General features: G+C 65.1%; 1 protein-coding gene and 2 pseudogenes. All 3 read left to right on the top strand.

Annotated elements, in window-relative coordinates; translation table 11 throughout:
• Window positions 1-74: 74 nt before the first annotated feature.
• Entirely contained in the window at window positions 75-14,108 is a 14,034-nt protein-coding gene (locus HDC32_RS24885) for a non-ribosomal peptide synthase/polyketide synthase (protein WP_184745909.1), read from the top strand.
• Between the two features lie 3 nt (window positions 14,109-14,111).
• Window positions 14,112-15,515, top strand: a pseudogene (locus tag HDC32_RS32550) (condensation domain-containing protein); the annotation flags it as partial.
• A gap of 21 nt (window positions 15,516-15,536) precedes the next feature.
• Window positions 15,537-17,258 (top strand): annotated as a pseudogene (locus HDC32_RS32545) (amino acid adenylation domain-containing protein); the annotation flags it as partial.
• Between the last annotated feature and the right edge of the window lie 104 nt (window positions 17,259-17,362).

Below are 17,362 nucleotides of genomic sequence, written 5' to 3'. Positions count from 1 at the left end.
TTTTCCCTGTCCGGTTCGTTTTATAGGGACGACGTGCCTTTGTGCTTCCTGCCTATTGCTCCGGACTCCAACAAATGAATGCTGAAGACTCCTTGAAACTTGCTCGCCGGTTTATCGGGTTGCCCCTGGAAAAACGCCAGCTGTTCCTGCAGGCACTGCAGAAAGAAGGGGTGGATTTTTCGCGGTTTCCGATTCCGGCCGGCGTGGAGGCAGAGGACCGCCAGGCGCTGTCCTACGCGCAACAGCGCATGTGGTTTCTCTGGCAACTGGACCCGAGCAGCGGCGCCTACAACCTGCCGGGTGCGGTGCGCCTCAAGGGTGCGCTGAACCTTGGCGCCATGGAGCAGGCGTTCGCCAGCCTTGTGGCCCGGCACGAAACCCTGCGCACGGTGTTCCAGCGCCAGGCCGATGAACGCTTGATGCAGGTGGCCGTAGCGCCGTCGTTGGCCATTGAACAGCTCGATCTAACGGCGTTGGCCCCGGCCGAACGCGAACACGCCGTCAACGACGCGGCCACCCGCCAATCGCTGCTGCCGTTCGACCTGGAGCACGGCCCACTGCTGCGCGTGCAACTGCTCAAGCTCGATGCCCAGGAGCACGTGCTGCTGCTGACCCTGCACCATATCGTCTCCGATGGCTGGTCGATGAACGTGCTGATCGACGAGTTCATCCGTTTTTACGACGCCCACGAGCGCAACGAAGCGCCGCAATTGCCGGCGCTGCCGATCCAGTACAGCGACTACGCCTTGTGGCAGCGGCGCTGGCTGGAAGCGGGGGAGCAGGCCCGTCAATTGGAATACTGGCAGGCGCGCCTGGGTGATGAGCATCCGGTGCTGGAACTGCCCACCGACCACCCGCGCCCGGCCATGCCCAGCTATCAGGGCACCCGCCACACCTTCGCGATTGACCCGACGCTGGCCGCGCTGTTGCGCGCCTGCGCGCAACAGCACAACGTCACCCTGTTCATGCTGCTGCTCGGCGCCTTCAATGTGCTGCTGCATCGCTACACCGGCCAGGGCGATATCCGCGTCGGCGTGCCGATCGCCAACCGTAACCGTACGGAAGTCGAGGGGCTGATCGGCTTCTTCGTCAACACGCAAGTCTTGCGCACTGAGCTGAGCGGGCAAACCCGGGTCACCGAGTTGCTGCAAGGGATCAAGGAGCATGCCCTCGGCGCCCAGGCCCATCAGGAGCTGCCGTTCGAGCGCCTGGTGGAAGCCCTGAATGTCGAGCGCAGCCTCAGCCATACGCCGCTGTTCCAGGTGATGTACAACCATCAGCCGGTGGTGGCCGATATCGCCTCGGTCAGCACCGCCTCCGGCCTGGAACTGGCCCTGGTGGAGTGGCAAGGCCGCACCACCCAGTTCGACCTGACCCTCGACACCTATGAAAAATCCGGCACCCTGCACGCTGCGCTGACCTACGCCAATGACTTGTTTGACGCGCCGTCCATCGCGCGTATGGCGCGCCACTGGATCAGCCTGTTGCAGGCCATGGTCGCCGATGGCGAGCAGCGCATTGGTGAACTGCCGATGCTGGCCGCCGATGAGCAACACATGCTGGTGCACGCCTGGAACCAGACCGCGCAAGCGTATCCGACCGAGCGCGGTATTCATCACCTGATCGAAGACCAGGTGCAGCGCACACCGGATGCGCCGGCGCTGGTGTTCGGCGCGACCACGCTGACCTACGCGCAACTCGACGCCCGCGCCAACCAATTGGCCCATGCCTTGGGCGAGCAGGGGGTCGGCCCTGACGCCCTGGTGGGTATCTGCGTTGAGCGCTCCCTTGAGATGGTCATCGGCCTGCTGGCCATTCTCAAGGCCGGCGGCGCCTACGTCCCGCTCGACCCCGAATATCCCCAGGAACGCCTGGCCTATATGATCGAAGACAGCGGCATCCAGCTGCTGCTCAGCCAGCACAGCCTGTTGCCGCTGCTGCCTGGCGAAGGTATTCGGGTGATGCTCCTCGACCAGGCGCCAGGCTGGCTCGACGGTTACAGCGTCGCAGCGCCCGCCGTCGACATCCACGCGCTGAACCTCGCTTATGTGATCTACACCTCCGGTTCCACCGGCAAGCCCAAGGGCGCCGGCAACAGCCATCGCGCACTGGTCAACCGGCTGTGCTGGATGCAACAGGCCTACGGCCTCGATGCCAGTGACGCGGTGCTGCAGAAAACCCCGTTCAGCTTTGACGTGTCGGTATGGGAGTTCTTCTGGCCACTGATGACCGGCGCCCGCCTGGTAGTCGCAGCCCCTGGCGAACACCGCGAGCCGGCGCGGCTGATCGAGACCATCAGCGAGCACGCGATCACCACCGTGCACTTCGTGCCGTCCATGCTCCAGGCGTTTATCCATGAACCAGGCGTGCAGGCCTGCATAAGCCTCAAACGCATCGTGTGCAGTGGCGAAGCCTTGCCCCTGGACGCGCAATTGCAGGTGTTCGTCAAGCTGCCCCAGGCCGGCTTGTTCAACCTCTACGGCCCGACCGAAGCGGCCATCGACGTGACCCACTGGACCTGCATCGACGAAGGCCGTGACGCCGTGCCCATCGGCCGTCCGATTGCCAACCTTGGCACCTACATGCTCGATGCTCAGCTCAACCCGGTGCCTGCCGGCGTGTCCGGCGAGCTGTATCTGGGCGGCACCGGCCTGGCCCGCAGTTACCATCGCCGTCCGGCACTGACCGCCGAACGTTTTGTGCCCAGCCCCTTCGGTGACGGCGCGCGCCTGTACCGTACCGGCGACCGTGTGCGCCAGCGTGACGACGGTGTGATCGAATACCTTGGCCGCCTCGACCACCAGGTCAAGCTGCGCGGGCTGCGAATAGAACTCGGCGAAATCGAGACGCGCCTGATGCAACACCCGGCGGTGCGTGAGGCGGTGGTGCTGGTACACGGCGGCAAGCAACTGGTGGCGTACCTGGTGCTGGAGGGCGAGGCGCCCACCGACCTCAAGGCCTGGCTGCTCGGCAGCCTGCCGGAATACATGGTGCCGACCCACCTGGTGCACCTGGCCAAGCTGCCGGTGACCGCCAACGGCAAGCTCGACCGCAAAGCCCTGCCGGTGCCCGATACTGCGCCGCAACAGGCGTATGTCGCTGCGGAAAACACCCTGCAAAAAGCCCTGGCGGCGATCTGGAGCGATGTGCTCGGTGTCGAGCAAGTCGGTCTGGATGACAACTTTTTCGAGCTGGGCGGCGATTCGATCATCTCCATCCAGGTGGTCAGCCGCGCGCGCCAGGCGGGGATTCGCCTCAGCCCACGCGACCTGTTTCAGTACCAGAGCGTGCGCAGCCTGGCATTGGTGGCAAGCTTCGAGCAAACCACTGTAATCGACCAGGGGCCTGCCAGCGGCGAGGTAATCCTGACCCCGGTGCAGCAAGGCTTTTTCGCCCAGGCGATCCCCGTGCGTCAGCATTGGAACCAATCGTTGTTGTTGACCCCGCGCGAGCTGTTGGAACCGGCACGCCTGGAAGCCGCCCTGACTCAGGTGATCAACCATCACGACGCCCTGCGCCTGCGTTTCGTGCAACAGGCTGACGCTTGGCAGCAAGCCTATGCCGCGCCAGTCACCGAGTCGGGCCTGTGGCAAACCCACGCCGGCAGCGACGATGAGCTGGCGGCGCTGTGCGATGAGGCCCAGCGCAGCCTCGACCTGGCGAAAGGCCCGCTGCTGCGTGCCGCGTTGGTGCGCATGGCCGATGGCAGCCAGCGCCTGCTGCTGGTGATCCATCACCTGGCGGTCGATGGTGTGTCCTGGCGTATCGTCCTGGAAGACCTGCAACAGGCTTACCGCAAGGCATCGCTACCGGCCAAAACCAGCGCCTACCAGCTGTGGGCCGAACAGTTGCAAGCCCATGCCCGCACGCTGGACGACCAACTGCCGTACTGGCAGGCGCAGTCGGTGGACGCGGACTTGCCGTGCGACAACCCCAAGGGCGGCCTGCAAAACCGCTTGGGCAGCAAGCTCGAAATCCGCCTTGATGCCGAACACACCCGTCAACTGCTCCAGGACGCGCCAGCGGCTTACCGTACCCAGGTCAACGATTTGTTGCTCACGGCCCTGGCGCGGGTGGTCAGCCGCTGGAGCGGCCAGAACGCCGCAATGATCCAACTGGAAGGCCATGGCCGCGAAGACCTGTTCGACAGCGTCGACCTGACCCGCACCGTCGGCTGGTTCACCAGCCTGTTCCCGGTACGCCTGCAAGCCGACGGTGAGCTGTCGGCCGCGATCAAGTCGGTCAAGGAGCAGCTGCGTGCCGTGCCCGCCAAAGGCATCGGCTATGGTCTGCTGCGCTACCTCGGCCCGCCTGCGGCCCGCGAAGCCTTGGCGAACCTGGCCGTGCCACGCATCACCTTCAACTACCTGGGCCAGTTCGACCGCCAGTTCAACGAATCCGCGCTGTTTATTCCGGCCACCCAGGGCAGCGGCCAGGCCCAGGATGCCGAGGCACCGCTGGCCAACTGGCTGACGGTCGAAGGGCAGGTGTACGGCGGTGAACTGGCCCTGCAATGGGGCTTCAGCCGCGAGATGTTCGAGGCGTCAACGGTGCAGCAGTTGGCGGATGACTACGCGGCAGAGCTCAAGGCCTTGATCGAGCATTGCCGAGCCACCCCGGCAGGGCAGGTTACCCCTTCGGACTTCCCACTGGCACGCTTGAGCCAACAGCAACTGGACGCGTTGCCGGTGGCGGGGCCGGCGATTGCCGACCTTTATCCGCTGTCGCCGATGCAGCAGGGCATGTTGTTCCATACCCTCTACGAACCAGAAGCCCAGGCGTACATCAACCAGTTGCGCCTGGATATCGACGGCCTCGACCTGTTGGCTTTCGGCCGCGCCTGGCAGGCGGCACTGGACCGCCATGACATTCTGCGCAGCAGCTTCCACTGGCTGGGACTGGACAGTGCGCATCAAGTGATCCTGCGTCAGGTCGACATGCAGTTGCATGTGATCGAAGACATCGATGCCGACTTCGATGCGCTTGCCGAGGCTGAACGCGAGAAGGGCTTCGCGCTCAATGCCGCGCCGCTGTTTCGCCTGATGCTGGTGCGGGGCGCCGGTAACGCCTGGCACCTGATCTTCACCAGCCACCACATCCTCATGGACGGCTGGAGTAACGCCCAGTTGCTGGGTGAAGTCATCGCTCACTATGCCGGCCAGGCCTTGCCCGCGCCGCTGGGGCAGTTCCGCGATTACCTCGGCTGGCTGCAACAGCAAGCCTCGGGTGAGACGTTCTGGAAAGCCGCCCTGGCGCCGTTGCAAACACCTACCTTGCTCGCGCAAGCGCTGCGCGCGCCGGTCGATGGCCTGGGCACGGCTGAGCATCAATTGATCCTCGAGGGCGAGTTCACACAGGCCCTCGGCGAGTTCGCCCGTCGTCAGAAAATCACCCTCAATACCGTGCTGCAAGGGGCGTGGAGCCTGTTGCTGCAGCGCTACACCGGCCAGGATTGCGTGGCCTTCGGCGCCACCGTCGCCGGGCGTTCGGCACCGCTGCCGGGGATCGAGCAGCAACTGGGCCTGTTCATCAACACGCTGCCCATTGTCAGCGCGCCGTCGCCAGCCCAGCCGGTCGCCCAATGGCTCAACGAGTTGCAAGCCCTGAACCTCAGCCTGCGTGACCACGAGCATGTGCCGCTGTACGACATACAAGGCTGGGCCGGCCAGCAGGGCGCATTGTTCGACACCTTGCTGGTGTTTGAAAACTTCCCGGTGGCCGAGGCCCTGAAGCAGGGCGCGCCCGCAGGCCTTACGTTTGGCCGTATGCACAACCATGAACGCACCCATTACCCGCTGACCCTGGGCATTGAGTTGGGAGCCAGCCTGCGCCTGGAGTTCAGTTACGACCGGGCCCGCTTCAGCGCTGAGCAGGTCGCCCGCTTGAGCGCCAACCTGCAGCACCTGCTGGTGCAGTTGCTCACCGATGCCAAGGCGCCCCTTGGCAACCTGCAATTGCTTGACGCCACCGCACAACGCGACGTGCTTGCCCTCAGCCAATCACCGGGCGCGGCCCAGCGCCATTCGCGCGTGCACGAACGCATCGCGGCCCAGGCCGCTGCCACACCGCACGCGCTGGCGGTGCAGGCTGGCGAAGCACGCTTGAGCTATGCCCAGCTCAATGAAAGTGCCAATCGGCTTGCCCATCGTCTGCTGGCGCTGGGCGTGGGCCCGGGCCAGCGCGTGGGCCTGGCGTCGCGGCGCGGCCCGCAACTGATCGTCAGCCTGCTGGCCGTGCTCAAAAGCGGCGCGGCCTATGTGCCCCTGGACCCGAACTATCCCGCCGACCGCCTGGCCTACATGCTGGCGGACAGCCGTCTGGACCTGCTGCTCAGCGAAACCGGGTTACTGGCCGACCTGCCGCTGCCGCAAGGGCTGGCCCGCCTGGACTTCACCGTCTCCGGTACCGAGCTGGCCGGCTACCCTGCCAGCAACCCACTCACCCACGCTGCCGCTGCCGATCTGGCGTACGTAATCTACACCTCGGGTTCCACCGGCCAACCCAAGGGCGTGGCCATCGACCATGCGGCCCTCGGCCAATTCTGCGACAGCGCCGAGGTCTACAGCCAACTGTGTGCAGAGGACCGCGTGCTGCAGTTCGCGACCTTCAGTTTCGACGGCTTTGTCGAACAGTGCTATCCGCCGCTGTGTGTGGGCGCCGCGTTGATCATGCGTGGCGATGAACTGTGGGATGCCGGGCAACTGGCACGGGAAATCGTCGAACAGGGCGTGACCCTGGCTGACTTGCCGGCGGCCTACTGGTATCTGCTGGCCAAAGAGTGCGCGGCCGATGGTCGTGCCCTGGGTAACCTGCGCCAGGTGCATGTGGGCGGCGAGGCCATGTCGGTGGAAGGGCTGCGCGCCTGGCACGCGGCCGGCCTGGGCGGCGTGCGCCTGGTCAACACCTACGGGCCGACCGAGGCCACCGTGGTGTCCAGCGTGCATGAGTGCCAACTGGCGGATGCCAGTGATGCGTTCGGCGTGCCGATTGGCCGGGCGATCGCTGGCCGCTCGCTGTACGTACTCGACAGCGGTTTCGAACTGTTGGCCACCGATGGCGTTGGCGAGCTGTGCATCGGCGCCGAGTTCGGCCTGGCCCAGCGTTACTTCGACCGCCCGGCGTTGACCGCCGAGCGTTTCCTCCCGGACCCGTTTTCGGCGGTGCCCGGTGCGCGGCTCTACCGCAGTGGCGACCTGGCCCGTTACAACGAGGCGGGCGCCTTGGAGTACGTGGGGCGTATCGACCATCAGGTGAAGATCCGCGGGTTCCGTATCGAAATGGGCGAAATCGAGGCCAGCCTGCAAGCCCTGCCGGGGGTGCGCGAAGCTGCCGTCGTTGCGCAGCCGAGTGCCACCGGCACGCAGTTGGTGGCGTACGTGGTCGCGGCCCACGGCCAGCCACTGGATACCCAGGCGCTGGCGGCGGTCTTGCGCCAGTCCTTGCCGGACTACATGGTGCCGGGGCATTGGCTGGTGCTCGATGCCTTGCCGTTGAACAACAACGGTAAGCTTGACCGCCGCGCACTGCCGCTGGCGGACCTGAGCCAGGCGCGGCAGGCCTACCGCGCTCCGCAAAGCCCGCTGCACATGCAGTTGGCGGCGATCTGGCAAGCGGTGTTGCACGTCGAGCAGGTGGGGCTCGATGACCATTTCTTCGAACGCGGCGGCCATTCGCTGCTGGCCACTCAGGTGATCTCCCGCGTGCGTCACGAGCTCAAGCTGGAAGTGCCGTTGCGAGCGTTGTTCGAACAGCCCACGCTGGAAGCGTTCGCGGTGGCCTGCGCAGGGTTGCAGGCCGGCACTGCCAGCCCGATGGTGGCCCTGGGGCGCGACCGACCGTTGGCACTGTCCTTCGCCCAGGAACGCCAATGGTTCCTTTGGCAACTGGACCCCGGCAGCGCCGCCTACCACGTACCGACCGCATTGCACCTGCGCGGTGAGCTGGATGTCCCGGCACTGGAACACGCATTCCAGGCCCTGGTGCAACGCCATGAACCGTTGCGTACCACCTTCGTGGAAGAGGCTGAGCACACCTGGCAGGTCATCCAGCCAAACCTGGCGGTGGTGATCCAACGCCAGCAGGTGCAAGACTCGGCCATCGAGCAGGCGGTCGCGCAAGAAATCCAACGCCCGTTCGACCTGCTCAACGGCCCGCTGATGCGCGTCATGCTGCTGGAGATCACGGCCGCGCACCATGTGCTGGTGATCACCCAGCACCACATCATCTCCGACGGCTGGTCGATGCAAGTGATGGTCGACGAACTGCTGGCGCTGTATCAAGGCCAGGCGCTGTTGCCGGCCTTACCGATCCAGTACGCCGACTATGCCGTGTGGCAGCGCGATTGGATGGCGGCCGGGGAGAAACAACGCCAACTTGATTACTGGCGTGCACGCCTGGGTACCGAACACGCGGTGCTGGAACTGCCCCTGGACCACCCGCGCCCGGCGGTGCAAAGCCATCGCGGTGCGCGTCGGCGGGTACACCTGGACAACGCCCTGGTGGCCGAACTCAAGGCACTCGCCCAACGCCAGGACGTAACCCTGTTCATGCTCCTGCTGGCGTCGTTCCAGACCTTGCTGCACCGCTATAGCGGCCAGGCCGAGATTCGTGTCGGGGTACCGATCGCCAACCGCAATCGCCTGGAAACCGAGCGTCTGGTTGGCTTCTTCGTCAACACCCAGGTGCTCAAGGCCGACCTGCACGGGCAGATGGCCTTCGAGCAGTTGCTGGCCCAGGTCAAGCAACGTGCCCTGGAGGCCCAGGCCCATCAGGACTTGCCGTTCGAACAACTGGTAGAGGCGCTGCAACCGGAACGCAGCCTCAGCCATAATCCGTTGTTCCAGGTGATGTTCAATCACCAGGACAACCTGCGCGCCGGCCCGGTGCAACTGCCTGGCCTGGATCTGCAGCCGGTGGATTGGACCGGTCACACGACCCAGTTCGACCTCAACCTGGAAACCGAGGAGTCCGTCGACGGCCTTTGGGCATCCCTGACCTACGCCACCGACCTGTTCGACGCCGCCACCCTGGAGCGCCTGGCTGTGCACTGGCAGAACCTGCTGCGCGCAGTGGTCAACGATGCCTCCCAGGCTCTGGACGAGCTGGCGATGCTCAACCCATCGCAATGGCAGCAGATGGTCGAAGACTGGAACCGCACGACCGTCGACTACCCACGCGAGCGCTGTGTCCACCAGTTGTTCGAAGCGCAAGCCCTGGCGCAGCCGCACGCCATCGCGCTGCAATTCAACGGCGAGGCCGTGAGCTACAGCGAACTCAACCGCCGCGCCAACCGCCTGGCCCATCGCCTGATCGCGGCGGGCGTCGGCCCGGACGTGCGGGTGGCGGTGCATGTGGAGCGTTCCCTGCCCATGGTGGTCGGCCTGCTTGCGACCCTCAAGGCCGGTGGCGCCTACGTGCCGCTGGACCCGCAATTCCCGGCCGATCGCCTGGCGTTCATGCTCGAAGACAGCCGCGCCCAGGTGCTGCTGACTCAGTCGCCGCTGATCGGGCGCCTGGTGCAACCGCAAGGCCTGCAGGTGCTGTTGGTCGAGGACGCCGGCGGTGACGAACACAACCCGCAGGTCAGCGTCACGCCACACCACCTGGCCTATGTGATCTACACCTCTGGCTCCACCGGCAAGCCCAAGGGCGTGATGGTGCCGCACCAGGCGCTGTGCAGCTTTACCTGCGGCATGGCCGGCACCCTGGACATCGGCGCGCAGGCGCGGGTGCTGTCGCTGACGACGTTCTCGTTCGACATCTTTGCCCTGGAGCTGTACGTGCCGCTGACAGTCGGCGCCACGGTGCTGCTGAGTGGCCAGGAACTGGCGCTCGACCCGGAGGCGATAATCGACCTGGTCACCGCCCAATCCGCCAACGTGCTGCAAGCCACGCCGTCCACTTGGCGCATGCTGCTGGAAAGCCCGCGTGCCGACGTGCTGCGCGGCATCAAGTGCCTGTGCGGCGGCGAAGCGCTGCCGGCCGACCTGGCCCAGCGCATGCTCGACCTGCAAGGCCCGGTGTGGAACCTCTACGGTCCCACCGAAACCACCATTTGGTCGGCGGCCCATCGCCTGCTGGAGGCGCAACCTCTGGTCGGGCGACCGATCGCCAACACCGCGTTGTTCATCCTCAATGCCGGGCTCAGCCCATGCCCGGTGGGCGCGGCCGGTGAACTGCTGATCGGCGGCGTCGGCCTGGCGCGCGGCTACCACGCGCGGCCAGCCCTCACCGCCGAACGTTTCGTGCCCAACCCGTATGGCGCGCCGGGCGAGCGCCTGTACCGCAGCGGTGACCTGGCACGCTACCGTGCCGACGGCGTGGTGGAGTACATCGGCCGGGTCGACCATCAGGTCAAGGTGCGCGGTTTCCGTATCGAACTGGGCGAGATCGAAGCCTGCCTGCGCGAGCATGAAGGCGTTCGCGAAGCCGTGGTGCTCGCCGACAACGACCGCTTGATCGCCTACCTGGTGACGTCTGCGGCACAGCCGCCGCACGCCTACACAGCGGCCTTGCGTGAGCGCCTGCCGGACTACATGGTGCCGGCGCACGTGATGTTCCTCGACAGCCTGCCCTTGACCCCCAACGGCAAGCTCGACCGCAAGGCCTTGCCCAAGGTCGATACCCGCCTGTTGCTGAAAAGCCATGTGGCCGCCGTCACCCCGCGCGAACAACAGGTCGCGGCGATCTGGTCCGAGGTGCTGGGCGTACCCCAGGTCGGCCTCGACGACCACTTCTTCGAGCTGGGCGGGCATTCGCTGCTGGCCACGCGGGTGGTATCGCGGGTACGCCAGGCTCTGGCGCTGGAAGTGGCGCTCAAGACCCTGTTCGAACACCCGTTGCTGGGTGACTTCGTGGTGGCCCTGGGTGAGGAGGGCGTGGTCGCGCCGGCGCTGCTCAAGGCCGATCGCAGCCAGCCGTTGCCGCTGTCGTATGCCCAGGAACGCCAATGGTTCCTCTGGCAACTCGACCCCGAAAGCGCCGCGTACCACATCCCCAGCGCCTTGCGTTTGACAGGCCCGCTGGACCTGGCAGCGCTGCAACGCAGCTTCGACACTTTGCTGGCACGCCATGAAAGCCTGCGCACCCATTTGCGCCAGGACGCCGCCGGCACGGTCCAAGTGATTGAAGACTTGGGCCTGATTGAAATCGATCTGGCCGACACCGATGAAGCCGGCCTCAAGACACGGGTGGCTGACGTCGTTGCGCAGCCATTCGACCTGCTGCGCGGGCCGTTGCTGCGGGCCCGGTTGCTGCGCCTGGCCGAGGACGAACATGTGCTGGTGCTGGTGCAGCACCACATCGTCTCCGATGGCTGGTCGATGCAACTGATGGTCGAGGAGCTGGTGCAACTGTACGCCGCCTTCAGCCACGGGCAGACGCCAACCCTGCCGGCCTTGCCGATCCAGTACGCCGACTATGCCGTGTGGCAGCGCCAATGGATGGAGGCGGGAGAGAAGGCCCGTCAACTGTCCTACTGGCATGAACAGTTGGGTGGCGTGCAGCCGGTGCTGGAATTGCCTTTCGACTACCTGCGTCCGGCCGTGAAAAGCCATCGTGGCGCACGCCTGGGCATCGAGTTGCAACCGCAGCTGCTGGCCGGTTTGCGTCGTCTGGCGCAGGGCGCCGGAGTGACGTTGCCGATGGTGCTGCTGGCGTCCTACCAGGCGTTGCTGCACCGCTACAGCGGCCAGGAAGACGTGCGTGTCGGGGTGCCGATTGCCAACCGCAATCGCCTGGAAACCGAGGGGCTGATCGGCTTCTTCGTCAATACCCAAGTGCTCAAGGCCGATATCCACGGGCAGATGAGCGTTGTGCAACTGCTGCACCAGGTACGCCAACGTTCCCTCGAAGCCCAGGCCCACCAGGACCTGCCGTTCGAACAGCTGGTCGAAGCGCTGCAACCCGAGCGCAGCATGAGCCTGAGCCCACTGTTCCAAGTGATGTTCAACCATCGCGTGACCTCGGCAGCCAATCACCTGCAGCGCCTCACCGAACTGGATGTCGAGGTGCTGAGCTGGGATGAAGGCGTGGCCCAGTTCGACCTGGCACTGGATGTGGAGGAAAGCCAGGCGACCCTGCGAGCCTCCCTGAGCTACGCCACCGATCTGTTTGCCCCAGCCACTATTGAGCGCATGGCCGGCCACTGGCAAAACCTGTTGCAGGCGATGGTTGCCGACCAACAGCAAGCCATCAGCCAACTCAACCTGCTGGGCCAGGACGAGCAACAACACATTCTTCAACTGTGGGACCAGACCGACGCCGGCTTTTCGGCCAAGCGCCTGGTGCACGAACTGGTCGCCGACCGCGCCCGGGAAAAACCGGATGCAGTCGCGGTGAAATTCGACGCGCAAACCCTGAGCTACGGCGAGCTTGACCGCCAGGCCAACCGCCTGGCCCACGCCCTGATCGCCCGTGGCGTCGGTCCCGAAGTGCGGGTGGCGATTGCCATGCCGCGCAGCGCCGAGAGCATGGTGGCGTTCCTGGCGGTGATGAAGGCCGGCGGCGTCTACGTGCCGCTGGATATCGAGTACCCGCGTGATCGCCTGCTGTACATGATGCAGGACAGCCGTGCGAAGTTGCTGCTGACCCACACCAGTGCCTTGCAGCAACTGCCGATTCCCGAAGGCCTGGACAGCCTGGCGATTGATCGCACCGAGCAATGGGCAGGCTTCAGCGACACGGCACCGCAGGTGAAACTGGACGGCGACAACCTGGCCTACGTGATCTACACCTCCGGCTCGACCGGCATGCCCAAAGGCGTGGCGGTCTCTCATGGGCCGTTGGTGGCGCATATCATTGCCACTGGCGAGCGTTATGAAACGTCCCCGGCCGATTGCGAACTGCACTTCATGTCCTTCGCCTTCGACGGCTCCCACGAAGGCTGGATGCACCCGCTGATCAATGGCGCCAGCGTGCTGATCCGTGACGACAGCCTATGGCTGCCCGAGTACACCTACGAACAGATGCACCGTCACAACGTGACCATGGCGGTGTTCCCTCCGGTGTACCTGCAGCAGTTGGCCGAACATGCCGAGCGTGACGGCAACCCGCCGAAGGTGCGGGTCTACTGCTTCGGCGGTGACGCAGTGGCACAGGCCAGCTACGACCTGGCCTGGCGCGCGCTCAAGCCGACCTACCTGTTCAACGGTTACGGCCCGACGGAAACCGTGGTCACGCCGCTGCTGTGGAAAGCCCGTCGAGGCGATCCTTGCGGCGCCGTCTACGCGCCAATCGGCACGTTGCTGGGCAACCGCAGCGGCTACGTGCTGGACGCGCAACTCAACCTGCAACCCATCGGCGTCGCCGGTGAGCTGTACCTGGGTGGCGAGGGCGTGGCCCGCGGTTACCTGGAACGTCCGGCGCTGACCGCCGAGCGCTTCGTGCCGGACCCGTTCGGCAAACCCGGCAGTCGTGTGTATCGCAGCGGCGACCTGACCCGTGGGCGCCCGGATGGCGTGGTGGATTACCTCGGTCGCGTCGACCACCAGGTGAAAATCCGTGGCTTCCGTATCGAGCTGGGCGAGATCGAAGCGCGCCTGCGTGAGCAGGACAACGTTGGCGAAACCGTGGTGGTGGCCCAGGAAGGCCCGACCGGCAAACAGCTGGTGGCCTACGTGGTGCCGGCCGACGCCAGCCTGGTCAACGAAGCCGAGTTCCGCGACCACCTGCGCCGTGCCCTGAAAACCCGCCTGCCGGATTACATGGTGCCGACGTACTTCATGTTCCTGGCGCAAATGCCGCTGACCCCCAACGGCAAGCTCGACCGCAAGGGCTTGCCCGAGCCGGATGCGAGCCTGCTGCAACAGGCCTATGTGGCCCCCGAAACCGAGCTTGAACAGAAGATTGCCGCGATCTGGGCCGAGGTATTGCGCCTGCCGCAGGTGGGCCTGAACGACAACTTCTTCGAAGTCGGCGGCCACTCGTTGCTGGCGATCCAGATCACCTCGCGGGTCCAGGCCGAGCTGGGCCTGGAAGTGCCGTTGGTGGAAGTGTTCCAGACCGAAACGCTGCGCGCCTATGTGCAGGCCGCTGCCACCTTCCGTGCAGGCACTGCGGAAGATTTTGATGACCTTCGTGACTTTTTGAGCGAACTAGAGGCGATTTGACCCATGCTTTCCAACCCTAATATCGATCTGGTTTCGCGCTTTCTTCGCCTGCCTCTGGAACAACGCCAGCAGTTTTACCAGCGCCTGCAAAGCCGGGGCATGAGCTTCGCCCAGCTGCCGATTGCCTCGATCCGTGAGGACGGCCAGATGCTGCCGTTGTCCTACGCCCAGGAACGGCAGTGGTTTCTCTGGCAACTGGACCCGGACAGCGCCGCCTATCACGTGCCGGGCGCCCTGCGCCTGAGCGGGCGCCTGGACAAGGTTGCGCTGCAAAAGAGCTTCGACACCCTCGCGGTGCGCCATGAAAGCCTGCGCACGCGCCTGCACCTGGATGATGAACAGCGCTCCCAGGAAGTGCTGGCCCACGGCGTGATCGAGATCGCTGAAAGCTCGGTCGACGAGGCGCAGCTCAAGGCCCGCGTCGAAGCCGAAATCGCCCGCCCGTTCGACTTGCAGCAAGGCCCGCTACTGCGCGTCAGCCTGCTTACCCTCGGTGAAGACGAGCACGTGCTGGTGCTGGTGCAGCACCATATCGTCTCCGATGGTTGGTCGATGGGCGTGATGGTGCAGGAGCTGATGCAGCTCTACGCTGCCTACAGCCAGGGCCAGGACTGCGTGCTGGCGCCTTTGCCGATCCAGTACGCCGACTACGCACTGTGGCAACGCAGCTGGATGGAAGCGGGGGAGAAGGCCCGCCAACTGGACTACTGGCGTGAACTGCTCAGCGGCACGCAGCCGGTGCTGGAGCTGCCATTCGACCAGCCGCGCCCGGCGCAACAGAGCTACCGTGGCGCGCGTCTGGACATCGCGCTGGAACCGGCACTGGTTGCAGGGTTGAAAGCCCTGGCCCAGCGCGAAGGCGTGACGATGTTCATGTTGCTGCTGGCCTCCTTCCAGGCATTTCTGTACCGCTACAGCGGCCAGCAGGATATTCGCGTGGGCGTGCCGATTGCCAACCGCAACCGCGTCGAGACCGAATCGCTGATCGGCTTCTTCGTCAATACGCAAGTGCTCAAGGCTGACCTCGATGGTCAGATGAGCTTCGCCCAGTTACTGCAGCAGACCAAGCGCCGCGCGCTGGAAGCCCAGGCCCATCAGGACTTGCCGTTCGAGCAGTTGGTGGAAGCGCTGCAACCGGAGCGCAGCCTGAGCCATAACCCGCTGTTCCAGGTGATGTTCAACCACCAGGCCAATTCCCCCGTCGCCGCGCAGCAACTGCCGGGCCTGCGCGTGGCCAACCTCGAATGGGACAGCCAGAGTGCCCAGTTCGACCTGAGCCTGGACACCCAGGAAAGCGGCGATGCGATCTGGGCGTCCCTGACCTACGCCACCGACCTGTTCGGCGCCGCCACCGTCGCGCGCATGGCCGAACATTGGCTGAGTCTGTTGCGTGCGGGCGTGGCGAACCCTGCCTTGGCCTTGCAGGATATGGCGACACTCAATGCCGAGGAGCGCGAGCAAATCCTCTCGCAATGGAACGCCACCGCGCGCGACTACCCGCAAGGGCAGTGGGTGCATCAGTTGATCGAAGCCCAGGCGCTGGCACAGCCGGATGCACCGGCGTTGCGCTTCAACGACCTGTCCCTGAGCTACGCCGAACTGAACCGCCGCGCCAACCGCCTGGCGCATGGCCTGATCGAAGCCGGCGTGGGGCCGGACGTGCTGGTGGGCCTGGCGGTGGAGCGTTCCATCGAAATGGTCGTCGGCCTGTTGGCGGTGCTCAAGGCCGGTGGTGCCTATGTGCCGCTGGACCCGGAATACCCGCGCGAACGCCTGGCCTACATGCTGGACGACAGCGGCGTGAAACTGCTGCTGACCCAGGCGCATTTGCGTGAGCAGTTGCCGATTCCCCAAGGCCTGGAAACCCTGGTGCTGGGCGAGTTTGCCTTCGAGGGCTACAGCGACGCTAACCCAGGGATCGCCCTGGACGGCGAAAACCTCGCCTACGTGATCTACACCTCGGGCTCCACCGGCCAACCCAAAGGCGCCGGCAACCGTCATTCGGCATTGCTGAACCGCCTGCAATGGATGCAGGAAGCCTATGGCCTGGACGTCAGCGACACAGTGCTGCAAAAGACCCCGTTCAGCTTCGACGTGTCGGTGTGGGAGTTCTTCTGGCCGTTGATGACTGGTGCGCGCCTGGTGGTTGCAGCACCCGGTGATCATCGTGATCCGGCCAGGCTGATCAACCTGATCAATCAACAGCGGGTCACTACGCTGCACTTCGTGCCATCGATGTTGCAGGCGTTCCTGCAGGATCCGGCGGTGTCGACCTGCCAAAGCCTGCACCGCATCGTGTGCAGCGGCGAGGCCTTGCCGGTGGACGCCCAGCAGCAGGTCTTCGCCAAGCTGCCGCAGGCCGGGCTCTACAACCTGTACGGCCCGACCGAAGCCGCCATCGACGTAACCCACTGGACCTGCGTGGATGAAGGTCGCGACGCGGTACCGATTGGCCGCCCGATTGCCAACCTGGGTTGCTACATCCTCGACAGCCACTTCGAACCCGTACCGGTCGGCGTCCTCGGCGAGTTGTACTTGGGCGGTATCGGCCTGGCCCGTGGTTACCACCGCCGTCCGGCACTCACCGCCGAACGTTTTATCGCCCACCCATTCATCCAGGGCGAGCGCCTGTACCGTACCGGCGACCTCGCACGCTACCGCGCAGACGGCGTGATCGAGTATGCCGGGCGTATCGACCATCAGGTCAAGCTGCGCGGCCTGCGCATCGAACTGGGTGAAATCGAAGCACGCCTGTTGGAGCACGAGTGGGTCCGTGAGACCGCCGTGCTGGCGGTCGACGGCAAATACCTGGTGGGCTACCTGGTGTTGCAAAACGCCGGGGACGATTGGCGCGATGTGCTCAGTGCCCAACTGGCTCAACACCTGCCCGACTACATGGTCCCGGCACAGTGGATGCTGCTGGAACAGATGCCCCTGAGTCCCAACGGCAAACTCGACCGCAAGGCGCTGCCCAAACCCGAAGCCACCCACCCCTACGAAGCTCCGCACAGTGTGCTGGAGCAGCAGATCGCGGCGATCTGGGCCGAGGTGCTGGGCGTCGAACAGGTGGGTTTGAATGACAACTTCTTCGAGCGCGGCGGTGACTCGATCATCTCCATTCAAGTGGTCAGCCGCGCCCGTGCCGCCGGTATTCATTTCACCGCCAAGGCGCTGTTCCAGCATCAGACCGTGCGCAGCCTCGCCCGGGCGGCGCAGTTGCAGACAGCGCAGGTGATCGACCAAGGCCCGGTGCA

It is taken from the genome of Pseudomonas sp. JAI120, from assembly GCF_014207255.1.
In the GTDB taxonomy this organism is placed as follows: Bacteria; Pseudomonadota; Gammaproteobacteria; order Pseudomonadales; family Pseudomonadaceae; genus Aquipseudomonas.
The sequence above is the reverse complement of the archived record's forward strand: the minus strand, read 5'-3'. Positions and strand labels throughout refer to the sequence as shown.